Origin of the sequence: Cytobacillus sp. IB215665, assembly GCF_033963835.1 — a bacterium.
In the GTDB taxonomy this organism is placed as follows: Bacteria; Bacillota; Bacilli; order Bacillales; family SM2101; genus Nanhaiella.
Genome location: NZ_JAXBME010000006.1, coordinates 20,285 through 45,005 on the forward strand (window position 1 = coordinate 20,285; position 24,721 = coordinate 45,005).

Annotated in this window: 25 protein-coding genes and 1 pseudogene; 20 read left to right on the forward strand and 6 right to left on the reverse strand. The window is 32.5% G+C overall.

All coding sequences use genetic code 11. From position 1 onward, the window contains the following. Positions 1–148 precede the first annotated feature (148 nt). Positions 149–652 carry a hypothetical protein gene (locus SLH52_RS09965; protein WP_320209128.1) on the forward strand — a complete coding sequence of 168 codons (504 nt, stop codon included), beginning with the start codon at positions 149–151 and terminating at the stop codon, positions 650–652. Positions 653–1,621: 969 nt separating this feature from the next. On the opposite strand, the gene SLH52_RS09970 is transcribed toward SLH52_RS09965, so the two are convergent. Next, positions 1,622–2,056 (reverse strand): RDD family protein, encoded by a 435-nt coding sequence (locus tag SLH52_RS09970; protein ID WP_320209129.1) that lies wholly within the window; start codon positions 2,054–2,056, stop codon positions 1,622–1,624. A gap of 761 nt (positions 2,057–2,817) precedes the next feature. Here SLH52_RS09970 and SLH52_RS09975 point away from each other — a divergent pair. Continuing rightward, positions 2,818–3,360, forward strand: a complete 543-nt coding sequence (locus tag SLH52_RS09975; RefSeq protein WP_320209130.1) for a hypothetical protein — start codon at positions 2,818–2,820, stop codon at positions 3,358–3,360. Between the two features lie 377 nt (positions 3,361–3,737). On the opposite strand, the gene SLH52_RS09980 is transcribed toward SLH52_RS09975, so the two are convergent. Beyond that, positions 3,738–3,908, reverse strand: a complete 171-nt coding sequence (locus SLH52_RS09980) for a hypothetical protein (protein ID WP_320209131.1) — start codon at positions 3,906–3,908, stop codon at positions 3,738–3,740. Positions 3,909–4,396: 488 nt separating this feature from the next. On the opposite strand from SLH52_RS09980, the gene SLH52_RS09985 reads away from it, so the two are divergent. Next, complete coding sequence (locus SLH52_RS09985) at positions 4,397–4,951, forward strand: hypothetical protein (protein ID WP_320209132.1); 555 nt, start codon at positions 4,397–4,399, stop codon at positions 4,949–4,951. A 668-nt stretch (positions 4,952–5,619) separates the two neighbouring features. Here the strand turns inward: SLH52_RS09985 and SLH52_RS09990 are convergent. Then, a complete protein-coding gene (locus SLH52_RS09990) occupies positions 5,620–6,078 on the reverse strand; it encodes a hypothetical protein (protein WP_320209133.1) in 459 nt (152 codons plus the stop codon). A 1,209-nt stretch (positions 6,079–7,287) separates the two neighbouring features. Between SLH52_RS09990 and SLH52_RS09995 the strand changes: the two genes are divergently transcribed. Continuing rightward, complete coding sequence (locus SLH52_RS09995; protein ID WP_320209134.1) at positions 7,288–8,346, forward strand: cytochrome D1 domain-containing protein; 1,059 nt, start codon at positions 7,288–7,290, stop codon at positions 8,344–8,346. 85 nt (positions 8,347–8,431) lie between these two features. Here SLH52_RS09995 and SLH52_RS10000 read toward each other — a convergent pair whose 3' ends face one another. Then, entirely contained in the window at positions 8,432–8,788 is a 357-nt protein-coding gene (locus SLH52_RS10000) for a helix-turn-helix domain-containing protein (RefSeq protein WP_320209135.1), read from the reverse strand. Positions 8,789–9,184: 396 nt separating this feature from the next. Here SLH52_RS10000 and SLH52_RS10005 point away from each other — a divergent pair, with 396 nt between their 5' ends. The 7 genes from SLH52_RS10005 (at position 9,185) to SLH52_RS10035 (ending at position 14,892) form a co-directional block, all read left to right on the forward strand. Beyond that, on the forward strand, positions 9,185–9,319 hold the full coding sequence (locus tag SLH52_RS10005; protein WP_320209136.1) for a hypothetical protein: 135 nt from the start codon (positions 9,185–9,187) through the stop codon (positions 9,317–9,319). 282 nt (positions 9,320–9,601) lie between these two features. After that, positions 9,602–10,081: a barstar family protein gene (locus tag SLH52_RS10010; protein WP_320209137.1), complete on the forward strand. Its 480-nt coding sequence runs from the start codon at positions 9,602–9,604 to the stop codon at positions 10,079–10,081. Between the two features lie 425 nt (positions 10,082–10,506). Then, a complete protein-coding gene (locus tag SLH52_RS10015; RefSeq protein WP_320209138.1) occupies positions 10,507–10,977 on the forward strand; it encodes a hypothetical protein in 471 nt (156 codons plus the stop codon). Positions 10,978–11,752: 775 nt separating this feature from the next. Next, on the forward strand, positions 11,753–12,979 hold the full coding sequence (locus SLH52_RS10020) for an NADH:flavin oxidoreductase/NADH oxidase family protein (RefSeq protein ID WP_320209139.1): 1,227 nt from the start codon (positions 11,753–11,755) through the stop codon (positions 12,977–12,979). Positions 12,980–13,474: 495 nt separating this feature from the next. Continuing rightward, a complete protein-coding gene (locus SLH52_RS10025; protein WP_320209140.1) occupies positions 13,475–13,651 on the forward strand; it encodes a hypothetical protein in 177 nt (58 codons plus the stop codon). 195 nt (positions 13,652–13,846) lie between these two features. Beyond that, on the forward strand, positions 13,847–14,074 hold the full coding sequence (locus tag SLH52_RS10030) for a hypothetical protein (RefSeq protein ID WP_320209141.1): 228 nt from the start codon (positions 13,847–13,849) through the stop codon (positions 14,072–14,074). A gap of 617 nt (positions 14,075–14,691) precedes the next feature. Then, positions 14,692–14,892, forward strand: coding sequence for a hypothetical protein (locus SLH52_RS10035; RefSeq protein ID WP_320209142.1), 201 nt, complete (start codon positions 14,692–14,694; stop codon positions 14,890–14,892). Positions 14,893–15,336: 444 nt separating this feature from the next. On the opposite strand, the gene SLH52_RS10040 is transcribed toward SLH52_RS10035, so the two are convergent. Beyond that, a complete protein-coding gene (locus SLH52_RS10040) occupies positions 15,337–15,555 on the reverse strand; it encodes a phage holin, LLH family (RefSeq protein WP_320209143.1) in 219 nt (72 codons plus the stop codon). 105 nt (positions 15,556–15,660) lie between these two features. On the opposite strand from SLH52_RS10040, the gene SLH52_RS10045 reads away from it, so the two are divergent. The 7 genes and pseudogenes from SLH52_RS10045 to SLH52_RS10075 form a co-directional block, all read left to right on the forward strand. Next, positions 15,661–16,707, forward strand: coding sequence for a cytochrome D1 domain-containing protein (locus SLH52_RS10045; RefSeq protein ID WP_320209144.1), 1,047 nt, complete (start codon positions 15,661–15,663; stop codon positions 16,705–16,707). Between the two features lie 796 nt (positions 16,708–17,503). Then, on the forward strand, positions 17,504–18,400 hold the full coding sequence (locus SLH52_RS10050; protein ID WP_320209145.1) for a cytochrome D1 domain-containing protein: 897 nt from the start codon (positions 17,504–17,506) through the stop codon (positions 18,398–18,400). 274 nt (positions 18,401–18,674) lie between these two features. Next, positions 18,675–19,121, forward strand: coding sequence for an SRPBCC family protein (locus tag SLH52_RS10055; protein WP_320209146.1), 447 nt, complete (start codon positions 18,675–18,677; stop codon positions 19,119–19,121). A gap of 293 nt (positions 19,122–19,414) precedes the next feature. Next, positions 19,415–20,245 carry a GNAT family N-acetyltransferase gene (locus SLH52_RS10060; protein WP_320209147.1) on the forward strand — a complete coding sequence of 277 codons (831 nt, stop codon included), beginning with the start codon at positions 19,415–19,417 and terminating at the stop codon, positions 20,243–20,245. 651 nt (positions 20,246–20,896) lie between these two features. Continuing rightward, positions 20,897–21,442 carry a DUF6609 family protein gene (locus SLH52_RS10065; protein WP_320209148.1) on the forward strand — a complete coding sequence of 182 codons (546 nt, stop codon included), beginning with the start codon at positions 20,897–20,899 and terminating at the stop codon, positions 21,440–21,442. An 80-nt stretch (positions 21,443–21,522) separates the two neighbouring features. After that, complete coding sequence (locus tag SLH52_RS10070; protein WP_320209149.1) at positions 21,523–22,122, forward strand: tetratricopeptide repeat protein; 600 nt, start codon at positions 21,523–21,525, stop codon at positions 22,120–22,122. A gap of 203 nt (positions 22,123–22,325) precedes the next feature. Beyond that, a pseudogene (locus SLH52_RS10075) lies at positions 22,326–22,463 on the forward strand (IS1595 family transposase); the annotation flags it as partial. A 207-nt stretch (positions 22,464–22,670) separates the two neighbouring features. On the opposite strand, the gene SLH52_RS10080 reads toward SLH52_RS10075, so the two are convergent. Beyond that, complete coding sequence (locus SLH52_RS10080) at positions 22,671–23,117, reverse strand: Type 1 glutamine amidotransferase-like domain-containing protein (protein ID WP_320209150.1); 447 nt, start codon at positions 23,115–23,117, stop codon at positions 22,671–22,673. A gap of 266 nt (positions 23,118–23,383) precedes the next feature. Here SLH52_RS10080 and SLH52_RS10085 point away from each other — a divergent pair, with 266 nt between their 5' ends. Continuing rightward, a complete protein-coding gene (locus SLH52_RS10085) occupies positions 23,384–23,731 on the forward strand; it encodes a hypothetical protein (RefSeq protein ID WP_320209151.1) in 348 nt (115 codons plus the stop codon). 306 nt (positions 23,732–24,037) lie between these two features. Further along, the gene (locus SLH52_RS10090) at positions 24,038–24,496 is read left to right on the forward strand and encodes a hypothetical protein (protein WP_320209152.1); all 459 of its coding nucleotides are present in this window, start codon (positions 24,038–24,040) and stop codon (positions 24,494–24,496) included. Positions 24,497–24,721 lie beyond the last annotated feature (225 nt).

A 24,721-nucleotide genomic window follows, 5' to 3' on the forward strand; every position in this document is an offset into this window, starting at 1 on the left:
ACAGGTGCAATATAGCCTATTCTTCTATTAGTTTTTATTTCTTTAAACAGACGATTTCCGTATAATTAGATTGGTAAATTAATGTATTAGTGTTTGATATTATGAAAAGAATCTCAAATCTATATTGCAATCATAAAGGGGGAGTAATGTGATTAAAAAACAGAAAACCATTTTTAGTGTTTCGTTAGTAGTAAACGCACTTTTGATTGTTTGGTTGGTTATTGGATATCAAAAAATGAGTTTAGTCCATAAAGAGTTATTTTACTCAGAAGTGCAATATAATCTTGTTGAACTTGATGGTTTAATAGAACATCAAAAAAGGAATGATTGGTCTGACCCTAACTTAGTTACAACTCAATTAAGCGATGTTTTAAATGGATTTGATGTAGCAACTAAGATTGGTAAATATTCGGGCTGGCTTTCAAATGGTGAACGACTGACTATGGAGCAACTGGATGTTGCTTTACGACAATACCCTCACAATGAATTGTATGAGTTTAGTGTATTAACACAGAATGACAAAAATGATTTTGAAGATTTACAATTAAAACTTCAAAATGTGGGTTTTGGAATGAATATGAAAATCAGCCGCGATTGGAAAAGCTTTATAAATAAGTCAGAGGAACTGCTCCGAAGTGTAAGAAGGAGGTAAAGGCTATCAAGACATTAACTATATTAATAATAGATCAATCAGAAAAAATATCTTGCTGGCCCATAATATGATATGGCGCATTTCTCTAAGAGATGCGCCTTTATTTATGATTTGGGACATATTGTTGAAAATCAACCTTCCAATAACATGTGAATTAAAGAGTCTTAATTTCTAAGTTGTTATTTACTTACAATTATCCCTTTTATTTGACTAGTAACCACAATGATAGTTATGTTTCCCACCAGAAAATTCTTTTTTTAATAAATGAAAAGGGCGGGGATCACAAAGAAAACAAACAAGGTGATAGATATTAAGGAAATCCCAAATGCTGGACTGACATTTTTCTTCATTATGCCTAGTTTCTTTAGAATAAGATAAACAACTCCAACGGCTAATATTATATATATTTCTTCATATTTTGGTGAGAAATAATGAACAACATTGGAAAAAAGTAAAACTATCAGAAGAAACAAAGGAAATTCAAGTTTCATATTTATCACCTCTAGTTTAGTTATAAGGTAATTTTAACATGTTTAGTAAAAACAAGGTAAGTTTAGTTTAATGAAAAAATATCAATGAAAATCATTGTTAATAGAAATTGAAGTATACCTAAGGTTAGGAAAAAATAACCCGTTTTCACATTAATTTTCTTATCTATGAATGCAAAATCTCTAGTGAGGATTAATGGTATGAAAATTAATGCTATGACTACTAAACCTAAATTGAAATAGGGTGTGAAATAGGAGATGTAAAAATGAAATATGAATAAAGTTTCTTTCATCAAACAAGCACTAACGAAGAATCCCATATTATTTTAATAGATGGGAAAAATTTTAAAATACCTGATGAGAAGTTTAGAACAAAAGTCCAAATACTAGCAAAGACATGAGGGTTATCGAAAAATGGTGAAGAAAAAGAAGAGTGTAGAGTCACAATAAAAGGTGCGTTTTATCGGAAGGGTACAAGATTTTATGCACCCTCGGCTTGCCAGTCTTCTAGCTTTTCAGGTTTGTCATACGTCACATATGTTCCTGCAATAAAGTCGTGAATTGCTCGCTTATCTTCCCGAATAAAAACCATGAATATGCTTACTATGTAACCAATACCGAATGTCAATAGATATAAAGTATGTCCTACAAATTCACGCATTATCATAGTGAGAATTCCAACTTGAGAACCATCTTTTTTCACGATGCGTATACCAGCAAACTTTTTACCAATAGTGTATCCATACCATAAAGTAGGCACTAAAACATAGTATAGATTACTAAAAAGATTATAAAATAGTTCATTAGTATTTCCGAATATAAGATAAGAAATAATATACAGAGGTATACCACAACACAACAAATCTATAAATATTGCACCAGCTCGATCACCCAATCCTACTGGATTATTACACATTATAAACACACCTCCAATCCTACTGGATTATTACACATTATAAACACACCTCCAATCCTACATAATTATAATCAATTGATGAGGTGTGTAATAGACTTATAGAGCTGGTAAATAATAGCATCAAAAAGGAGTGTGATAGATTGATAACACGATTTTACTTCCAATTTGAAACAGAAAGTGGAAAAGCGTCTATTAAAATTAAAGCAGCAACAGAAGAGGTTCTATTGAGAAACTTCTTAAGAAATATAAGGTAAAGAAAATTATTAGCATAAGTAATGAACCTCCAGTAGTTAAGTATGAAGTAGCAGGTAAACTACTTAGAAACATGTATCCATACATAAAGAATCAAAAAGGCAGGGCGATTAGGATATTCACTTAATACATAATAATTAAATAACGAAAGGCGGTTTGAATCAATGTGACCGGACTTTAAGATTTATTAAATAGATATTATGCAACAGAAGAATTTTCGTTAGACGATCATTTACATGCAATTGAGGAAGCGTTAGGTACATATGAAGCTATTAACGAGTTTAAGCGATTGTTGAAATGGTTGAATTAAGTATGGGTATTTACAAACGATGCGATTATTAGAAAAGCCGACATTCATTCAATACACAAAGTATAAATGTGGAAAAAACCATTTACAATAAAACTTCAATTTTAACGTAAACAATAATACATAAAATATCTGAAGATTCCCAAACACAGCACGAGAGAGTACATATACTGCTATTGACAGAAAGGGAGGTGATATATAAATGACAACTTATAGAACATCAAAATGTGGTTGTAACAAAACAGTTCCCTCCACGAAAGAGTCAGTTCTAAAATCAAGATGTGATTGCTGTGTAATACCTTTTCAAAATTTGTTGAGGAAAATAGAAAATGAAGCTAATTATACTTTACAAACAATTGGAGGAGAAGAATTTGCCGTTTCTTCTGTAAATTCCATATCAAATTTTATATTTGATATTAATGATGAAATTAATATGGTAAGGGCGAGAATTCCAATTTGTATGATTGGTGGAGCAGTCTCCTTGTTTCAAGTGGATGTAAATTTACAATCATCAATTAAAAGTACAGGAGAATGTGCTTGCTGTGAGGATCCATCCTCAGACTCTCTAAAAAGTTTTTTAGGAGAAGAAGTTTCGCTTTCTATCCTAGGTAGACCGATATTATTAACACAGTTTGTGCTACAAGTGGGCGAAGGCATTGTCAAAGTAGGAAACGATCCAGATGCACCGGTTGCATTTTCTTATTTCTCAACCTGTGCAATAACGTCTATCCAAACGCCTTTATAAAATATGGGGTTTGATATACCCCAAAAAAGAAAAATTCACAATAAAATTTTACTTTTATTGTGAATTGAAAAAACGAACCACAGCAAATGGTTGGAGAGTGTTTTTAGGTATTGGTATGTTCAATTCTTTTTTTACCGAGATTTTTCAACATGGCTAAATTTTCATCAGAAAGTCTGTCCGTGAGAATAGTACATTTTAAAACAGTTCCAGTGTTAGGTACTTTATTCTTCCAATAGTTACATCAATTATATTAAATATATTAGGACTTTCAATAACACTTGCTTCACCAAATATAGATTGGAGCTTTTCTTTTGAATCGTGCGCACTGAAAAATGTTGCGTTTAGGCCTTTACTCTTAGCTACTAGAATAGTTTGTGCTACGAGTCTAAAAAAATATCTTTTTTTCTTTTATTCTTCTTATTAATATGTATTTCTATCATGTTTAATAGAAGGTTATATTGTGACTTTGCGGGAAGCTTCCCGATGGGATTAGTAGGTAAAGAAGCAATTGTACTATGAGTTTTGACATCAATAACCGCAGTAGTCATAAAGAACCTCCAAAAAGAACTGAGAGGGTTGATTTTCAATTTGATTCGGATGTTGGAGGAAATAATGGATCATTGATTACTCTAGCCCAAAATTCGTCTATAGTAAACGAATTCTTCCAGTTTCAAAATCATTTCTTTATCAAAGTAGTGCTATGAATGAAGTGATTTCCGTTTTAACACCTACTGCTATAGGCACACCTACTTACAATTATCAACTTTTACATGTAATTAGATACAGTTGACTCACACTCTCCTAAATAAGTTGGAATTAAAAGGCAGGCCAATAATACAGTCAGTCTTATTTGTATGTTAATAAATATTATATGCAATTATAGTTTACATAAACGAAACTATAGGAACTTATTTGAAAATACATAATTAACATGGACTTGAGTCCATGTTAGTCAGATTATATATGATAGTCCAACCTTCTATAGCAAATAACCATACATATAAAGTAAAAACAATTATAGGAGGTGAAAATAATAATGAAGGATAAAGATTGTAAATGTAGAGTTGTTCCAACACCACCACAAGGACCAAAGGGACCTCCAGGGGAACCTGGACCACAAGGGCCAATGGGATTTCAGGGGGTAGCAGGGCCAACGGGACCAACTGGTTCTGTGCTAGGAGCGTGTCAAATTCTTGGACCAACTAGTCAAGTACCAGTAGGGCAAATGAATGTTATGTTTGGGATAACAGGACCATGTATAGGAGGTTTAACTTTTGCAAATAACAATAATGCAATACAGCTTTCTGAAGTTGGTTTGTATGAAATCACATTTGGTGTATCTTCTGTCCAGTTAAATAATGGAGAAGAACTTTCTTTTCAAGTAGAATCAGATAATATCGGGAATATTCCTGGTCTTACCTTTATTTTTTCAAGAAATGCAAATACTGGTGGAGATACAGCTTCGACTCCATCAAAATCTGTACTTTATGAGAGTTCTGCGATGAATGAACTGATTGATGTCACTACGCCTACTGTAGTTGGAAGCCCTGAAATTAATTCACCAGTTCTACATGTAATTAGACTAGGTTGATGAAATATATAGAAAAAAAACTTATGTATATGTAATTCACAATGTGTAAATAAACTCCTTTAAATTTATTAATAAGTTAATTAATCACTGGATAGCAATAATGATTTGGTATGAAACACTAGTTGACTCGGATGGGATTGTTTGGTGACTGGATAAAATCGTGGTTGCTTACAGTGATCACTTTAAGCATTTGTTCATGGGGTTAGTTATCAAAGTTGAACAATGGAAAACAAAACATATATCTTTTCTAAATTGAGGACTGCGCAATTGCAGCCCTTATCACATGTCTGAAAAAAACTAGGTCTATGAGCTGTCTGACTATAATAGAAATAACTGCCCACAAGGAATCGATTTTTTAAATTTATTTTGCATGCTGATTTTTTAGAAGTATTGATTTATATGTATTATCAACATCGTATGATACGTTTTTCTGTTAGAAGGCGTGTTCCGCACACAAGTTCATCCTTGGGAACGTTACCAATATATGACTTTGTATTAATATTAAAATGTTGATTTAACAACGTTTATAGCAATTTTGACTGGTGGTCAAGTTGAGTGGGAATTTAAATTTCTGACACTTGATCACTTTTTGACCGCCAAAATTAGATAAAATCCCTTTCTCAATGAGTAGGGATTTTTGTGTGTTGAATGTGGTTGCTACAAATTTCTTATTTACTCTGCTCACTCTTTTGAAAGGTAGTGACATTAATGCACCGACAAGTATTTTCAAGTGTTTCGGAAGGATTTGTACCATTATCGAGTATTGACAACCTATACATATGGCAGCCCAGTGGCGGGTAATCACACACTGTATTGTTTGGGGTTAATGTGAAATTAGAAGTCCTAGCATCTACAAGATTATAACTACATAATGTTGTAGTAGTTCCACCTGTTATTCGTTCAACTACATAATTAACATTGATTAAGGAAGAACCACTAGTTTTTTGTAAGTCTGCCATCGTATCAACCTTAGCTACCCAATCCTTTTCTGTAACATTTATTTTATCTGTTGTTAATATTAAAGGTACAAATGGAGTTGCAGTGTTACCATCTGACAATGTGACAGTACCAAATTGACAATTACAAAATATTTCGTTGTCTTTACCTTTGCACTTACAATTAGTCATAATTTTTCATTCCTTTCAGTGATATTATGAGGTGTTAATATCACCTCTATCTAATTAGTAAATGTTTGTTTATGTATTTTTGTAACTGACAGTAGACCATGAAATATGATAGAAAAATGTTAATTGTATATGTAGGTAGGAAACAAAAGTGATATTAAGTTTCAAAAACAGTACTATTCAACTTAGGAATCTTTAATTTATACTTAATATAGGCATTAGAATTTGGAGGAAACACATCTATGAATAATAAACTGTATATAGCTTTGGATATTCTCATTGCTGTAGTTTGTTTATACATTTTTTTTCAAAATATATTTGTCCGCCAGTATGGAATGACTTTAAGCTCCATAGCATCTCTTCTTATAGCAGGTGCTAGTTTAGTTTCAATAGTCAGAGTTTTAAAAAAGAGGGCTGACTAAGCAGAAGATTTGGCTAGCCTTTAGTAACCTAAATAGCAAAGGAGTGGAGTATTTGTCTGAGGTTAAGAACCTTTTAAAAGACGGGAATTGACTATGAATTTATAGAATCTATTTCAAACTCCAATTTTTAGATTATATGAAAAAGGATATAGAACAACATATAATAGAAGGTTTTGAAGTAGTTAAAGCAAGAAGGTATGAACAATATGTTTGTGTTTTAGTAGCCTTTGTTAGGAATTATAGTCCTTGGTCACATATATACGTCTATGACAAAAAGCTAAGAACACATAAAAGAATTCTGAATGAAGATCTTAATTTGAGAGAATCGTTAGAGAAAATTGGTAGATAGTAACCACAATGATTATTGAGGTTACTAAGGGGCTGAATTCAGTCCTTTTTTGTTTGTCTACGTCAATATGGACAACTATGGCATAATTGGAATACAATAACGAATTTCTAAGGGTGGTCGGCTTCATTCCCCGAGAAGGGGGTGAGGCACATGACGGTATTTGAAGCGTTGATGTTTGCAGTAGCGTTTGCTGGGCTTGTTATTTCAATAGTGTCTTTCAACAAAAACGACAAAAATTAGACCACCTTTGCTCCTGAAATAGTGAGGGCGGTCTAATTTGCAATAAGTAGGTGGAGGATAACAAGGGTAATAGATTAGACATTGATCTTAAAAAATTATGTTTATAGACTTTTTGATAAAACAAGTCTTTTACCGCGAAAACATTTATGGATGGTATGATGCATAGAATGTTTAAAAGGAGTTATAGGAGGCCGATACGATATGGTACTAGCATATGTTGTAAACCGTCAAGATATGGGTACAGTTACAGTCATTAATACAAAGTCACACTCTGTAGTAGGTACTGTGAATGTAGGTAGATTTCCAAGGAATATTGCAATCACACCAGATGGGAAACATGCATATGTTACGAACACAGGAACGGATTCAGACCCTGGAGACACAGTATCTGTTATAGATACAAAGACGCATTCAGTCATAGCTACAGTGCCTGTCGGGGAATTTCCAATCAATGTCGTTATAGCACCAGATGGGAAAAAAACATTTGTTATTGACAGTGCACTCGCAAGTAGCAGCGTGTCGGTTATAGACACAAAAACTCACTCGGTTATAGCTACAGTTCCTGTTGGAAGTAGTCCGAATCGAATAGCCATAGCTCCTAATGGCAAATTAGCTTATGTCACAAACGTTGGAAGCAATTTACAAGGAAACACGGTATCAGTAATTGATATTAAGACTCTCTCGGTTATTGCAACTGTTACTGTGGGATTGAACCCTCGAATTCCCGAGTTTACTCCAGATGGAAAGGTAGCCTACATAACAAATGAAAATTCTAATAACGTATCGGTCATTGATACTAGCACCCATTCTGTTATCTCAACTGTAGGAGTTAGAAATAATCCACGGGGTATTGCTTTTACTCCTGATGGTAAGTTTGCATATATCACCAATTTAAATAATGGATTTATCGGCTCAATCTCAGTAATAGACGTAAAAACTCATAAACTTATTGGTACTGTGCCAATAGGTAATAATAATGATCGTCCAAATAGAGTTGCAATAACTCCATGTTTAAATTTTGCATATGTGACGACTGTTAGCGGTAGAATAGTCACCGTTATTGATATTAATACACAATCTATTATTGCAACAGTACAAGTTGGTAATTTAAATCGTTCCATAGCCTTCACACCAGATGGGAAACTTGCCTACGTAGGAAATATTAACGATAATTCTATATCAGTGATCGAAGTAAAAACTCATTCAGTCATAGCAACAGTTTCTACAAGAACTCCTAGAGGGATTGCTTTTACAAGGTAGGAGAAGAGTCATTTATTTATTGGACTGTAATTACAATAAAAGAAGTATTTTATGAAAGTATAGATAAGCCCACAGTTAATAAGACTTATCTATTAATAGAGGTTGCTTCAATTTCTTGTAACCATTTATCAATGGCTGCTTTAGGGAAGAAGAGCTCACCCTTAATTTTTAAATAAGGCATTACGCTTTTACCATTTGAATCTGGGAATAACTGAGTTACTTGTTCATCGCTTAAACCCAAATATTCGGATAATTGTGTAGCAGTTAATAATTGATCTTGTGTTGCATCCATTGCGTATGATTGTGTGGCTTCAATTCCATCAGACAATTGTTCTGCAATTATTCGATTGCCTTCCTTTAACCCATTTGAAATAAACCAACTACCTATTACAATACAAATTGCTAAGGTAAATAATGATCTTGCTATTAAATTTTCTTTCATAGATTTTCACCCCTAAAATAACATATGTCTATTATACAAAAATTTTCCAATGAAGAACTAAAAAATAAATTACGGGTTTTTGTCTTAGTAAATCATAATAAAATGACAATTGCATGATTTAGTATGGTTTCTGGTATTGTGGTATGGTTATTTTTATTGAATATTTATGATCAGATCAAATAAGAAACTAATCTAAATAATAAACATAATAGAAAAAGTGTGTCTAACTTCCTTATAGAGCGACTACTCAAATATTATAAAAATGGGCAAGCTGTATGGATGCTAGTCCATACAGAATATTATTTTGTAAATAGTATGTACTACAATAATATTTTAAGGTGGAAACTTCAGTGAATTCATATTTATTCTGTGATGACCATGGTATGTTTTATGTGTATGATGGTAGTATTAATTGAATCTGAAACAGTAGTCGTTGAATTATCTATAAGAGAACCCATTCAAACCGTACCTTTTTTAACTCCTCAGCCTTTAGCAGATCCAGATAGCTTGATTACAGAAGAGTTTTTATAACATCGTGATAGGTTTTTACTAAACACAATGATTAATGAGATTCATAGGGGCTGATTCTAGCCCTCTTTCTATTTAGAGCCGAAAAATGTAATTTACAATGAAAGCTACATTTTATTATCAATTTTTGAACATATCGTTATATTCTTAACGTAAGAGACCATTTTTACATTATTTGATTACAACCAATTTACAAACTGGTATCTTTATAGAAAAAGATCTGTGATTCTTATGATGAATTTATACTACGTAAGATGAAAGAATTTAATTTATTAATGAGGTGTTATGATGGAATTATGGAAACAACTTATGCAAAATGGTTCTGTTAAGTTATTTTGGAGGAATGAAATACTAGATAAATACATATCAGCTATATCGCGTGAAGGATTCGAAGTATATACTTTTGACTGTTCAAATTGGGACTCTAACAACTATCACATTGAACTTGCATATACTTTAGACTTCCCAGACTATTATGGGGAAAATATAGATGCCCTTAATGACTGTTTATCAGAAATGTTGCCAGAAGATAATGGAATTGTCTTGGTTTTTAAAAACTATGATGTGTTTTTTAATAAGGAACCTAAAGATGCAAGAGAAATTTTAGATCTTGTTCAAAGTAACTCTTGGCAATTTCTTCTTGAAAATATTAAACTACTCGCATTTGTACAATCAAATGATGCGACTATTCATTTCTCAGGTTTAGGCGGAATGCCTGCAGAATGGAATGATGAAGAATGGTCTAATAAGAATAGAGGATTATAACATAGTAGTATATCAACCTTAAACATAATTCTAAATAGCCCTACTAATTAGTAGGGCTATATAATTTTCTTCATTCCACAATTATTACACTCACGTATGAAAACAAAATCCTTTACAGAATTCCCTGACAAAACTAGTTGAGTCACTAGCTTTGTCGGGGAATTCTTTGTAGTCTTATACTTTATTTAAGTCTATCTCAGAGTTATCTGTCAAAATCACCTCAATATGAGTTCATCTTTTTTTCTTCTAACAGATTATAAAAGGTATAAAAAGTATATTTTCTAAGAGTGTATTTCCATTTATTATCTATGAAGTTAATCCAAGCATTGTTTACTTTTATGAATACTATATTCTGAGACAAAATCCAATGAGAAATGATATTCTAATTGGATTTTGTACTTTGGAAAGGCATAGGAGGTGAAGTAATGACTAAAAACCATACTACGGTTTTTATCTCTGCTCAAGAAGATAGACCCGTAGAATTACCATTAGATGGAACTAGTGTAGAGATACTAAGATTAAAAGTACCGAAAGCTTTATATGGAAGACAGGCGAAACTTGATGGTTTTTTTCAGTCAAATTTCTTTGTAATAGGTTTGGAAAATAACGTAGAACAAGAAAATTTACCATACAAATATGAAATAGCTTATCAAGTAATGGCTGAATCAGCTGAAGTAAACTATTCACCAGCTTCTCCTTTATTATTGGACACTGTAAGTGGAGTACAACAACCTGTTCGGTTTGATGTAGAACATAACACAAACCCAAACTTTACTATTGCAGTGCCTTGTGTATCAGGAGATCTTGTGCTTATGGCTTCTGTTGTTGAAACACAAGGGGGTGTGGCTGGAGCGTTTGTAAATAGTAGGTCAATGAATGCTTTATTGCTAAATTAATAATTGGTTCAGTGCATCTTAGACAGAATAAAGAAAAAAAGCCCTAGGTTATAATAATCTAGGGTAAAATGAAAAGGAGAAATAAATATGAATAATCATACTAATTATTGACCACATAAAAACTTATTAAACATGTAGGGTAACCGTCAGAAAATCAACTTACCTCTGACCAATAATGTGCATTTCACCTTTACCATCTATCGAATATAGAGTTCCCTTAACAACCCAAATCTCATCATAATTATTTAACTCCTATAATTTAAAACCATCTATTATTCCTGTTCGTGTAAATTTCCTCGATTTCTTCATGTGCATCACCTGATAGTAATTTACATGTCAAAAAGTGTTATAATTTTGAAGTGTTGGAATAAACCCTCGAAAAAGAATGATATCATTATAAAGAAACTAAAGTCTAGTTATGCAGTATCACAAAATGGGGAATACACAAACTTATAGTATTGTTAATTATCAACATCAACAACTATTTATGAAACTCATCACATTTGCAAAACACTATACACGTCAAATGATAGATTTTGCTAGTAATTCAAGCACTTACAATAGATATGCTGAGTTAGTTTTTTTCATAAATCAAGAGCCATTTGTTCTAAGCCTATTCTTTGGTACACCTTTTTATCAGACAGCTATAACTTTTGGTAATGTAAATAACAGGTGTTATCCTTTGACCATCTAATTATCACGCTCGCATCGTTAGGATGGTTAGAACGTTTTTACATACATAATATAGTACAATAAATATTAAGGAGTGACATAAGTGGAATCAGTTCTATTCAAAGAATTTACGTTAAATAATGGAACTAAAATAAAAAATCGATTTTTCAAAGGGGCAATGAGTGAAGCACAAGCAAATAAACACCATCAGCCTACAGAAGCAATTTATCATTTATATGAAAGATGGGCTGCAGGTGGTACAGGTATAGTCGTTACTGGTAATGTAATGGTGGACAAAAAAGCACTAGGTGAATCTAGAAATATCGTTGTAGAGGATGAGAGTATTCTCCCTTTTTTAGAGAAATGGGCAGAGAGAGGGACAATTAATGATACACATTTATGGATGCAATTGAATCATCCTGGTAAGCAAGCTCCCAAGGGTATCGTTAAAGAAGCTGTTGCTCCATCAGCGATTCCTTTGCACGAAAGTATTAGAAAATTTTTTCCTCATCCCCGAGAAATAACAAGCTCAGAAATTACTGATTTAATCCGAAGGTTCGGTAACAGTGCTAAACTCGCAAAAAAAGCAGGGTTTACTGGTGTGCAAATTCACGGAGCACACGGATATCTTATTAGTCAATTTCTATCTCCAAGACATAATCAACGTAATGATGAATGGGGAGGGAATATAGATGGTAGAATGAAATTTTTGATAGAAATATATAGAGAGGTACGAAATCAAACTGGATCGTTTCCGATAAGTGTGAAGATGAATTCTGCTGATTTTATGAAGGCAGGCTTTACTGAGGAAGAAGCGATGTATGTCGCTAAACAGTTAGAAAAAGAAGGGGTAGATTTATTAGAGATTTCAGGAGGTTCATATGAAAATCCCCAAATGACAGGAAGAAATGTGAAGGAGAGTACAAAAGTTAGAGAGGCGTATTTTCTTGATTTTGCTGAAAAGCTTAGAAAAACAGTACATATGTCACTATGTGTTACAGGTGGATTTAGATCAAAGGAAGGGATGGAAAACGCGATTCAATCTAATGCAACTGATTTTATTGGAATTGCTCGGCCACTAGCAGTTTATCCAGATTTTCCGAATTTAATAGCACAAAATAGTCTTCAAGAAGTGAAGTTATCCGAAAAAAAAATTGGGTTGAGGAGCATCGATAATAAGATGCCATTTGATGTGATGTGGTATTCACAACAAATGGAAATGTTAGGAAAAGGGAAAAAGATAAAGCCTAATCGTCCTGTTTGGATATCTCTACTTCACGCTGCTTTCAAAAGAGGCAAAGAAGCTATACAGCGCAAAAGTGCTAAATAAACACCATCTCTATTTATTTCAGAGTAATGGTTCACTTGTTAAAGTTTTTTAGAAATTCATTTTCGTTAAACTCGAACAAGCCTTTTATCTATGCCGCATGGGGGAGATCATAGAATGTCCGAAATTAAATCGTTAGCCATTGTGTACGATACTCTAAATCGTTGCAGGAAAAAGGAGTATTAAACTAGCATCCAAAAAACATAAAACGAATGAGATATGAGAGAATTAATGCTTGTTACTTGAGTAAAGGCTTTTTTGTATTTAACTATGTTTCTAGTACAAAAAAGAAAAGATAATTTCCCTTGAGAGCGTTATAGCAACATAAAACACCCATATAGAGTGCTTCAAGCTTGGCACAAGGGCTTTTTAAAATAAAGTTGATGCAAAATATAATACGCTGTAATTATGCAAAAAATACCTAATATTAAGGCTCTATTCTCTTGTTTTATTCCATAATTTAGGATGAGAACTAAAGTACAATTGAAGGAGGGTATTATGTTGAGATTAACATATATTACAGCCTTAGACGAAAATTGTGTAGTTGTCACTTCAGCTCAAGAACCTATTCAAGTTGCCTTAGGGGAAACATTAGCCTTTCACCACACTGGTGACTATAAGATACAAGGAAAGGCAAAGGTTGTAGCAGATTCAGGTACTATTTTCTATACCTAGACATTACTTAATTAGCACTTCAGCAAATCCCATTTCCATATAAAGGAGTGGGTTTTTTAAAATTTTATTTAACACTATGGACATTGTGGTTATTATTGATCAATCATCATTATTGTTTTGTAGTAAAGGAAAATTATAGTATAGTAGTAAATGGATATTCTTCCAAATACCATACTTAAAAGTAGGGCCATTAAAATGAAGAAACAAAGCATTACACCTAAAGAGTTAAAGAAATCATCATTAGTATTATTTACTTTAGGAGTATTAATCTTTATTACTATAGTTATGCTTTCAACAGTGCAAGAAGTAAGTATATTAGCATTTATAGGAGTCATAGGACCAATATGTGGGGGAATTTATTTACGGACTCTTGCTTGGAAGATAGATATGAATGAAGACAAAAAACTTACTAGTCAAAAGTGATATTTACTATTAGTTTTGAATTAGCTCAAAAAGTATCAAAATTGGAGAGAATTAAAGTGTTAAATAATATATCAAAAATAAAAATTTTTTTCCATTTTTCCATAATTATTATATCCTTTCTTCAAGCTTATACTAGGTGGCAAGAAGGTCGGATGGCATTATCTTTATTTTTTTTAATTGGAGGAATGGCGATTTTAGTTTTAACTTTAATAAGTATAAGTAAAAATTATTCTAATCAAAGGGTTGATAAGGAAAATTACTCTTAATTCTGAAAGATATATTAAGGTTTGGAGAAAATACGACAAGAATTGGTATAGAAATGAGTTAACTTTATGAAACTCAAGGATATTGTGTATACACAAGGCTAAAGAAATTCAGTCTTTATTGTTGCGATTTAAAAGCGGACAGACAACATTTTGAAAATTTTGCGCGTTAAGTCAGTCTCAGAAAAGGTAATGATCTTTTACTTTGGTACTTATATTTCGGATGGGCTTGGGTGCTTTATGTTTGTCTTAATTAGTATATAATCTAGTTAAGTATAAAAAGCACCTAAAACGAACGTTTATATGACTAATACTTTTTCGATGTTGCTACACACCAGTAGAAGGAGAAGTGAAATGGTTATACAATCTAATATGTCTCCCAAAGGAATTGTTGATATTTGGAAAGAAACAGAAGTTGTTTTCAATAAGTATAATGTACCAATAACAACACAATCATTAGAAATCTTAGTAAAGAATGAACTCTTACATTCTCTGCTTAAAGAACTGAATTCTGTTGTCGGAAGTTCGACTGTCACTTGTATAGAGGGTGGCTGACAAATTCCAGAGAAAAAGGGGTAGGTTACTCCTATTAAATGGAACAGTAGGGTTTCTTAGAATACAGAAACTCTACTGTTTTTATATTGAAATCTGCTAAAGTTACAAAATTTCCGAAATGTTGGGAGACCCCATTTAGTTATATTTAGTACATAAATGAATGCCTGAGAAAGTTCTAAACCAACTTGTACTAGCACCCGTGTCTGGGTGCCTAGTTTTTGTGCATATATAGTGACAATAGGTATTAAATCTTATAATTCTGTACCAACACTAAATTAATTATTAATTTTCCCAAATGAATCCAAATAATCTAATTAGGCTCAGTATTTTTTTCACACCCTTTCTACAATGATTTCATTTACTTATATATGGAAATATTATGTTATTTGTTAGTGAATCATACTTTATATATATAAATACAAAAATGTTGTATTGTTCCTTTAATTATTCCGCAGCTACACTTTCTTTTTTCCAAGCATCCTCATATTCCATCTTAATATTTTTAAGTTTAGCCTTAATAATACCTCTAACTTCTTCTTCACTTAATATAATATCAATTTGACTCGCTCTTTGAGATAACCAATTAGCAGCATACTTATACTTTGTTTCACCTGAGTATTTATCATAATACTGTTCAGCAAATTTTACCTCAATCTTTAGCATATTCTAACACACTGATTTAAGATATAAAATGACTTTTAGCATGAAATCATTTAGGGGTACTCTGGCGCATACACTTAATCAAACGAATAAATGGAGGTCGTTACGATGGTGCTGGCTTATATTTTGACTAGATCGCCAGGTAGTAGTATGTTTACCGTTATTGATACGAAGACGCATTCAGTAATTGCAAAAGTGGATATTCCATTTGTAGATTCCCCAAATAATATAGCAACTTCACCAGATGGTAAAATGGTTTATATTACTGTCCCAATGGCAGTTGGAGGAACTGTATCTGTAATTGACACAAAAACTCATTCTGTTATTGCTAATGTAGCAGTGGGGAATAACCCAAATAATATAGCAATTTCACCAGATGGGAAGCTTGCATATGTTACTAACCTAAACTCAGGAAGTGTTTCAGTTATAGATACAAAAACTCATACTGCTATTACTACTATAAATATGGCTGGAGCCCCCTTTAATATTGCAATTACTCCAGATGGACAACTGGCTTATGTTGTTAATAACAGCCAGAATATCGTTTCAGTAATAGATACGAAGACACACTTTGTGATTGCTACTATACGAGTAGACTCTGCATCTAGTAAACTTGCATTTACCCCAGATGGAAAATTAGCCTACACAGTAGACACTGGCCCAGGTAGGGTGTCCGTCATAGATACTAAAGTACACTCAGTTATTGCTTCTATCGCAATAGCAGGAAACCCAACTAACGTAGCCATTACCCCAGATGGGAAGCTTGCATATATTATCGCTGGGGCTTTTGGTGACACGCCTGTTTCAGTAATAGATGTGAAAACCCATTCAATCATTGCTGAAATTCCTATAACTAGAGCAAATAGCTTAGCCATTTCGCCTGATGGAACAGTAGTATATTTAACTATTGAGTCAGGTAATACAGTTCCTGTCATTGATGTAAAAACTCAGTCTATAATAGCGACTATTCAAGTTGAGAACGGGGGGAGCATCCAAGATCCGATTGATAATATCGCTTTTACACCTGATGGTAAATTGGCATATGTCGCGAACAGAATAGCTGGTAGTGTATCTGTGATTGACGTAAAGACACATTCAGTAATCGCAACAGTTCCTGTTGATTCACCTGAGGTTGTTAAATTTATACCGCAATAAAATCCAGTCATAATTGCTGCCTTTCCTGTAAACACAATAAAAGAAGTATCTTATTGTTGCATTTGAACAATTACAGTTTAAGTTCATTTGTCTAATAGACACAATGGATATTGTGATACTATTATAAATTTTGATCCTCATTTAGTGAGGAAAAACATAATATACTGTACCTTTGAATTGACATCCTTGACATAGCAAAAATCCCTTACTTAATGAGTAGGGATTTTTTGATTATTGCATTGATTTCTACAGAAACTTATTTATTTTTATTGCCTTTCGTAAAGGTAATGACATTTATGCATCGGCAATTAGAATTTACTACTAAACTCCCTGTCCCATTATCCAAGACGGATAGACGATACATATGACATCCTAGTGGTGGATGGTCACAGACTGTATTATTTGGGGTTAATATGTACACTGTATCAATTTCATTCTATGGAAAATCCTCCAAGAAGTATAATACTAGGATCTAATGGCTTAGTAATTTGGGGTAAGGTATATATTTGTTGAAAAGGACTGTAAAGTAGAGTTTGATATATAAGGAAGATGTCTAATGTACAAAACATAATGGGAGCTAACAGTTAAGGTAACCCCATTCAGCAACGGAGTAACTAAGGTTATGAGGAATTGTACATACCCTGGTGTGTGGCTGGATGATAGCAAGAGTAATAGAGTAAATATCAACAAACATGACTATGAATTTAAGATAATACACGGCTTTTATCATGAAATCATTTAAAGATACTCTGTCGCATACACTTTATCAAACGAATATAAGGAGGTCTCTACAATAATGGTACTGGCTTATGTGACTAACGAGGGAGAAAATACAGTATCCGTCATAAATTCAAGTACGCATAAATTAATTGCAACTGTGGCTGTTGGGGTTAGACCAAGAGCTATTGCAAGTACTCCTGATGGGAAGGTGGCTTATGTAGTTAATTTTGGGAGTGAACAAACAGCCTCCACTGTTTCAGTTATTGATACGAAAACTCATGTTGTGATTGCTACAGTTCCTGTAGGAATTGAACCAATGGAGGTTGCAATTACTCCGGATGGAAAAATTGCTTATGTCTCAAACAATCGTTCAAATAGTCTGTCGGTGATAGATACAAAGACACATTCAGTTATGGCCACCATAAACTTAGGTAACGATAGTTTCCCCAATGTTATCTCCATTACTCCGGATGGGAAACTAGCTTATGTCGCAAATAATGTATCTAGTGTTGTGTCAGTTATAGATACAAAGACACATTCTATTATTGCTACAATATCTGTCAATAGTAATCCACGTGATGTCGCTTTTACTCTGGAAGGGAAACTTGCTTATGTCTCCAGCTTCAACGATCGTAATTTGTCAATAGTTGATACAAAAACACACATCGTTATAGCTACAGTGATGTTAAGGGTTGATCCATTTTTTATTACTATTTCTCCAGATGGAAAAATAGTGTATATAGTCACCTTAGGCGGTAGTACCGTAACTGTCATTGATACTAAAACCCATTCAATTATGGCGACCGTTCAATTAGTGGATGGACAGTTGTTTGTAGCTTTTACACCAGACGGGAAACTTGCTTACGTTGGAAATGTTGATGGGACTGTGTCAGTTATTGCCCTGAATACCCATTCTATAATCGCTACTGTACCTGTTGGTTTAAATCCATTAGCAATATCATTCATACCTTAAGTATGGCAGAATTATCTCTAATTTAAGGTAATCACAATTAAAGAAGTATTTTAATACAAGATATAAAAGTGAGTATACAAATGTAAGCATCCTACTTTGGGTGTTTTTTATTGTGGATATTGTTAATAACGTGTGGATAAAAATACTTATCACCTTATTAATATTCATTTTGTATTATAGAAAAATGTATATGTGTCGGTGAAGGGAGTATATATTGTATACGAGTATGAGTAGCAATTGTTATTGGGAAAAAGCGGGGAATGGAGGAGTTCAAATGTTTCAACTTGCAGAGAGTAAAATAGTCATTAATAAACATATTGGCGATGTATTTCTATATATAACTAATATGGAGAATTTTGGTCAATGGTTTCCAAAGGTAATTAAAGTTAAGCTGAGTACTGATAAGACCGTTGGAGAAGTTGGAAAGGTTTATCTTGAAACAGTTAAAATGCCACTAAAAGGAAAAGTAGATATTTCCATCGAAGTTAAGGAATTTGTAAAGAATAAAAGGTTTGTTACTGAAGGAGATTTAAATCCGATTTTTCCTAGAATGACTGTTTTGCTTAAAGAAAAAGAAAACATGGTTACTCACGTAATCTGGAGAATGGAAAGTAGAAATAAAGGACTTTTAATTAAAACGTTTTTACTAACCTTTATAAAAGGTATTATGCAAAGACGCGCAACACAGGGTTTATTAAATCTTAAAAATGTTTTGGAATAGTAATAATCAAAACGAAAATAATAAAATAAGAGATTTATATAAAATATCTATTTTATTATTTTTAATTTAAAATTATACATTGTGTCCATTTTGTTTCACCCCTTAGTTTTAAAACTAGCTGTGACAAAGATAAGTGAAAATAAATTGATTAATGGTGAACCATGAACACAAATGCTATTGAAGATCCTTCATTATAACCTGCTTTAATTGAAGTAAGAGTTTTAAACAGGATTAAGTGTATATTTGTTGAAATTATTATAAAATTAGCAGAGAAGGGGAAGGAGAGACGCACATTGCTTAGTGATCAGGTGTTAAATCAAATTAAAGAACTACAAGAAATATGTGAAAAGGAAGAGCAAATATCATTGAAATTAAATTGGGATGTATTAAGAACACGAAACGCTCAAGAGAAAAGAGATTTCTTGCATGAGCAGGATGGAAAACTAGTCGGCTTTTTAGGAGTGTACTGGTTTGGTACTAAGATAGAAATCTGTGGAATGGTTCATCCCAAATATAGAAGAAAGGGGATTTTCTCCATCCTGTTACAAGAAGCTTTAACAGAATGTAATAAGGAGGGATTCTCTAATATTTTACTCAATGCTCCTGCTGCGTCCATTTCTGCAAAACATTTTTTGAACAAGAACCAATATACTTATGGCTTTTCAGAGTATCAAATGAAGTTTAAAGAAACTTCATTATCGTTTTCACCAGATGTAGTGATTCGAAAAACAAGAAAAGAAGACCAACAACTCGAAGTTGAATTAGATGTGCAGTGCTTTAATTTTGAACGAGAAGATGCAATAGACTTTAATAAAAGAATTAAGGAAGAAGAAACGAGATCTTTTTATATGATTGATTATGTTGGACAAACGGTTGGAAAAATCACAATAGATAACTCCAACGAAGAATCTTGGATATATGGATTTGCAATATTGCCAGATCATCAAGGAAGAGGCATTGGTAGGAAAGCTCTAATGAATACAGTGTTAAAGGAGCAAGAAAAAGGATATAGGATTTTTTTAGATGTAGAAACATCGAATCAAAATGCTTTGAAGTTGTATACAGATTGTGGCTTTGTTTCGTATAGTGTTCAAGACTACTATGAAAAACTACAAGAAAAATAAAGCTTTTATTTCAATTACATAAGTAGATTATAATGAGATTAGCAATAAAATATCACTCCAATATTACAATGGATGGAATCATTGCTAGAACCCAAGAAGGCTTGGATAAATAATACACGTATTTTGCAATAAGATCTAAAAAAATATAGTGAATTTTCAAAAGTTCTACATGCAGTAAATAGATGCAAATAGAGTACGAATATAAAATAAAAAAAGAAAAAATGATACTTTGATTATTGAGATTACTAAGGGCTGAATTCAGTCCTTTTTTGTTTGTCTGCAACTTTTATGGAAAGTCTAGTATTTTTATTTAGAGGATAATCCAATATTTAGTAGAAAGTATAATTTGAGGAGAGTAAATTATTAAAAAAATCTCAACTTACGTCTATTGCATCTGTATGTTTTTAGGATGACATTTAAAGCTAGTACAAGCTTAGTAATCAATTTGATGACTTTTTGTCAATAAATGAAAGTAGTTAATAAGTAAGAAAAAGGTGTTAAATTTAACAAAAGGAGAGGGAATGGTTTTCAAGATATTGTTGAAAAATGCATATTTTACAATGAAGTTTAAAAGTATATAAGATTAGTAAATTAGAAAAATGAAGTATGTTATTCATTCTTCTAATTTACATTATTTTTGGGGGGATTGTGGTGACAAATAAAGATGAGATTTCGAAGTACCCTACACAAAGAACTGGTGGAGTGTGGTTAATCTACGTCGGTATCATAATTATTTTTTCAGCTCTTGTTGGGGGAGAATTATTAATACAACCATTCACTTTAGGTATAGGGTACTTAATTGGCTTTATAGCTATTCTTGGTTTCCCATTTGTTAATAACAAATTGGCATATGGTGAAAATACAAAATTTCAGAATAGAATGGATAATTTATTTACTATGTTTAATGTATTATTATGTACAGCCTGTGGGTTTATCATCGGCTTCGATAATTTAAGGTTGTTTTGGTTAAGTATATTTATTGCAGTGGGCATTCACTTCTTCGGTTTTTACTTTTCTCAAGGTAAAATGATGATTCTTCTAGGTAGCTTCACAATTTTAAACGGAATTCTTGGTTTATTAATTATAGCTGTGCCATTTCTGGTATTTGCCGTTATTGATGGACTTTTAAAATTAATTATTGGTGTGATACTGTTCAATAAGAGGCTTGTTTCCCATGAAGTTCCGATGGGACACTAGAACGCTCAAGACTGATATATAGAAAGTAACAAATTAACTAGGTTGCCTTTAGCAATTTGTAGCGTTCAGCAAACATTTTTATGGATAAAGAAACCGAGGTGGAAATTATCTCTATTCATGATCTAAAAGAAAAAATTAACTTAGTAACTAATACTTTATATTTTGATGAGAGCCAATTTTTACGAGAGAAAACTTCTTCTCCTATTATGGTCTTAGAAGTGATTAATGAAATAGAAGATGCCGTACAAGATTCAAAAATAAGCGTTGAAGATAAATATTATCTGAACGGAGTAATGGGAAATTTTCTGAGGATTTACGGAGAACCAAAGAGAGCAATTCCTTATTTAAATTGGTGTTTAGAATTTGCAACCAAAGAGGAGAATTTGTCTAGAGAAATAGTTTCTCTTATACGATTGGGAGAAGCTTTAAAATACAATAATCAGCATAAAAAAGCTTTGGAAATGTTTGATACCGCACTGTACAAATGTAAAGGTGCTGCAAAGGACTTCTATATTGACTTTCCCTTACAACATAAAGGGAAATGTTATTTAGAGTTAAATCTTCTAAATGAGGCAGAAGATTGTTTTATAAAAGCATTAGAAATAAGAAAATATAAAGGTAACAAATCATTAATTGAATCTACACAGCTTGCTATTGAACTGGTTAGAAAAATTAATTGAAGTTTTATATCATAAAATATCAATTGGTTTAAAAGTAGGATTCTTGAGAAGAAAAGACGGTATATTGCCATCAAGTTGGAGAAGAATACCATACAGAGATCGTGGTCCTTTCTTATGAAAGTCATATTGTTTATAAAAAGTGCTATTTAGAAATGTAGTGATGTTTTAGTTTAATCGTTTTAGAAGGAGAATTTGAAGAGGGGACTCATTACTTGAATAACTTCCTCTATTGGTTCCATTGACTTGATATAGGAAAGGATGTAGCATTTGATAAAAGAGTAGAGCAAATGGGTATTTCAGCGTGTCAAAAATCTGACTACACAACGGTTGAGATGTTGCGGAAGTGCATAAAAAGAGACCTCATAATAGAGGTCAATAAATTACTTCTCTACTGTAATATATCCATTTTCTTTAAGCCTTGTAATTTCACAATTTTTGAGGGTTTCAAATTCTTTCAGTCTATCTTCAATTGTCTTGTTTGTACTATCCTTGAATAAATCTTCTCTGTCGTAGTGAGGGAAGACAAGTTTATCAGTTAATCCTAATGCTTAATAATCCTCAGTGTTTAGTTTATCCATCTGCGGAGTAAAGAAATGCACTACCTTAATGTTAGGACCAAGGAGAACAGCACCAGCACTAACACCTATAATAACTACATTTTTTGAAACTAACTGTCTAAGGATATTATCTGCTCCACTCTTTTTAGAATGAAATAACAAGTTAAATGGATTCCCACCGTTGATATATATGACATCTTGCTGTGTAAGACTTTCAGGACTCTCAAATTCTAAGTCAATGAAATGGATGTTTTGGAACCCCATTTTCTTAAAATCTTCTTTTGCCTTTTGTGCGTACTTATTCTTCTCTTTATATGGTGAAGCAGTGGTAATAATGGCAACCTTCTTTTCGTTAACTTCCCTATTTACAAGTTTTAATAATTGGTTTTTAATAGAGTCATTGTAAAAACCATTAGAAGTTAGTAATAATTTCAACATTTTCAGCCCCGTTCTCTTCTCAAGTTAGTTCTTGGCATACCCTTATTTTAACAGCAAATTATAGAAGTCAGGAATGTTAATTAACAAACAAAATCTTATAGAAAAAAGCTGGTGACAAAGTTATTTGAAGAGGTTTTAATGAAAAAGGCTATTCCTTCAATGAGGATCTTACTATTGGAGTCACAGTATTAAAAAAAGATCCTGACTCTGATTATGGGTTTATAGTGTTAATTAGGTCTCCAAAAAACCAAAAAGGTTGTTTTATTATGAATATCAAAGAGGAATTTAGTACATTAATTTATTTCTTCAAAGGTTATTTTAATCAAAGTGTAAGTTGGAATGATCTGGATGAGTTGTTGATGGATTTTAAAGAGTCAGAAAGGGAGCAACTTATCTCATTATTTTTGGAAGAAATTCAAAAGTTAAAACAAATATATGATAATAATGATAAAAAAACTTGGAATGCAATAAATGTATCGGTCAAAGAGAACAGCATGAGATATTTTAGATTTGATAGAGCTATGGAATTTATTAATCAAGTTAAATCTGTGTTTATTGATAAGGAAGTAGTTTATAATGTTTACTCCCGTATGGCAAGTAAACAAAAAATGTAACGCAATAGAAGCGACATGTGAGGGTGCTACCTGGAATACTTTGAACGGGTTAATAGTGACAATACGAAAAAGTCTTGAAAAACATAGTACGTTAACTGATTCGTAGACATAAACAAAAAAGCTTGTACGTTGAGTATAGACAACCCTTTACGGACATAATGGCTGGGGACTTTAGGTAGAATGATTGTCCACACCTTTCAACCTTTATATTCATATTATAAATATAAAGGGAGGAGGTGAGATTAAATAGGAACTTTAGTTTGCAGAAAAACAAATGAGAATTTTTGTGATTGTTGTGTCACTCCAATGAAAAGAGTTCTAGAGGAACTTGAAGGAAATTTTGCAATACTAGCAACACAAAATGAAGTGTTTAATTTTGATCCCATTTCAGGTTTCCAACCAATTCTGATAGAAAAGGTTAATAAATTTGGAGTAGATACCTCCGAAGGTTTCTTTCCGATTAGTCAGGTAAAAGCTGTTACTGTAAATGCTATTTATCCTGAAATAGAATTAATTCAATCAGAAAGGAGTGGTGGTGTTTGTAAATGTATTGAAGATCCAGCGACAGATAGTTTTAAATGCTTAATAGATAAGCAAGTAATTATTAGTGCGTTAGTACCAACGTTTTTATTCGAAGATGCGCCAGTAACTGTTAAAGAAGTAGGTGAAGGAATTGCAATAGTAGAAGATGTCAGAGATGGTATAACACTTTTCGTTGCTATTTCAACGTGCTGTGTTACACGCATAAAAGAAGTAGATATGTAGAGGAAAACCTAGACAAATTAGAGTATGTCTAGGTTACATATTGAAGCATAAATTTAAAGTGTATAATATTCATTCATAACTAAATATTAGTAAATAAATAGATTTAAATTAAAATAGGGTGGGAATCCAGGTGTGTGAATTATTGTAAATACGAATGAACGATACATAGAATTGGTAATTATAGTTATGAATAAACACAGTCATTGAGGTTCATGATAAAATCTG

What these genes read in the sequence shown, in the direction of transcription:
- SLH52_RS09970 (WP_320209129.1), bottom strand. Translation starts at nt 2,056, where the DNA reads ATGTGTAATAATCCAGTAGGATTGGGTGATCGAGCTGGTGCAATATTT.
- SLH52_RS09975 (WP_320209130.1), top strand. Translation starts at nt 2,818, where the DNA reads ATGACAACTTATAGAACATCAAAATGTGGTTGTAACAAAACAGTTCCC.
- SLH52_RS09980 (WP_320209131.1), bottom strand. Translation starts at nt 3,908, where the DNA reads ATGACTACTGCGGTTATTGATGTCAAAACTCATAGTACAATTGCTTCT.
- SLH52_RS09985 (WP_320209132.1), top strand. Translation starts at nt 4,397, where the DNA reads ATGAAGGATAAAGATTGTAAATGTAGAGTTGTTCCAACACCACCACAA.
- SLH52_RS09990 (WP_320209133.1), bottom strand. Translation starts at nt 6,078, where the DNA reads ATGACTAATTGTAAGTGCAAAGGTAAAGACAACGAAATATTTTGTAAT.
- SLH52_RS09995 (WP_320209134.1), top strand. Translation starts at nt 7,288, where the DNA reads ATGGTACTAGCATATGTTGTAAACCGTCAAGATATGGGTACAGTTACA.
- SLH52_RS10000 (WP_320209135.1), bottom strand. Translation starts at nt 8,788, where the DNA reads ATGAAAGAAAATTTAATAGCAAGATCATTATTTACCTTAGCAATTTGT.
- SLH52_RS10005 (WP_320209136.1), top strand. Translation starts at nt 9,185, where the DNA reads ATGATGGTAGTATTAATTGAATCTGAAACAGTAGTCGTTGAATTATCT.
- SLH52_RS10010 (WP_320209137.1), top strand. Translation starts at nt 9,602, where the DNA reads ATGATGGAATTATGGAAACAACTTATGCAAAATGGTTCTGTTAAGTTA.
- SLH52_RS10015 (WP_320209138.1), top strand. Translation starts at nt 10,507, where the DNA reads ATGACTAAAAACCATACTACGGTTTTTATCTCTGCTCAAGAAGATAGA.
- SLH52_RS10025 (WP_320209140.1), top strand. Translation starts at nt 13,475, where the DNA reads ATGTTGAGATTAACATATATTACAGCCTTAGACGAAAATTGTGTAGTT.
- SLH52_RS10030 (WP_320209141.1), top strand. Translation starts at nt 13,847, where the DNA reads ATGAAGAAACAAAGCATTACACCTAAAGAGTTAAAGAAATCATCATTA.
- SLH52_RS10035 (WP_320209142.1), top strand. Translation starts at nt 14,692, where the DNA reads ATGGTTATACAATCTAATATGTCTCCCAAAGGAATTGTTGATATTTGG.
- SLH52_RS10040 (WP_320209143.1), bottom strand. Translation starts at nt 15,555, where the DNA reads ATGCTAAAGATTGAGGTAAAATTTGCTGAACAGTATTATGATAAATAC.
- SLH52_RS10045 (WP_320209144.1), top strand. Translation starts at nt 15,661, where the DNA reads ATGGTGCTGGCTTATATTTTGACTAGATCGCCAGGTAGTAGTATGTTT.
- SLH52_RS10050 (WP_320209145.1), top strand. Translation starts at nt 17,504, where the DNA reads ATGGTACTGGCTTATGTGACTAACGAGGGAGAAAATACAGTATCCGTC.
- SLH52_RS10055 (WP_320209146.1), top strand. Translation starts at nt 18,675, where the DNA reads ATGTTTCAACTTGCAGAGAGTAAAATAGTCATTAATAAACATATTGGC.
- SLH52_RS10070 (WP_320209149.1), top strand. Translation starts at nt 21,523, where the DNA reads ATGGATAAAGAAACCGAGGTGGAAATTATCTCTATTCATGATCTAAAA.
- SLH52_RS10080 (WP_320209150.1), bottom strand. Translation starts at nt 23,117, where the DNA reads ATGTTGAAATTATTACTAACTTCTAATGGTTTTTACAATGACTCTATT.
- SLH52_RS10085 (WP_320209151.1), top strand. Translation starts at nt 23,384, where the DNA reads ATGAATATCAAAGAGGAATTTAGTACATTAATTTATTTCTTCAAAGGT.
- SLH52_RS10090 (WP_320209152.1), top strand. Translation starts at nt 24,038, where the DNA reads ATGAAAAGAGTTCTAGAGGAACTTGAAGGAAATTTTGCAATACTAGCA.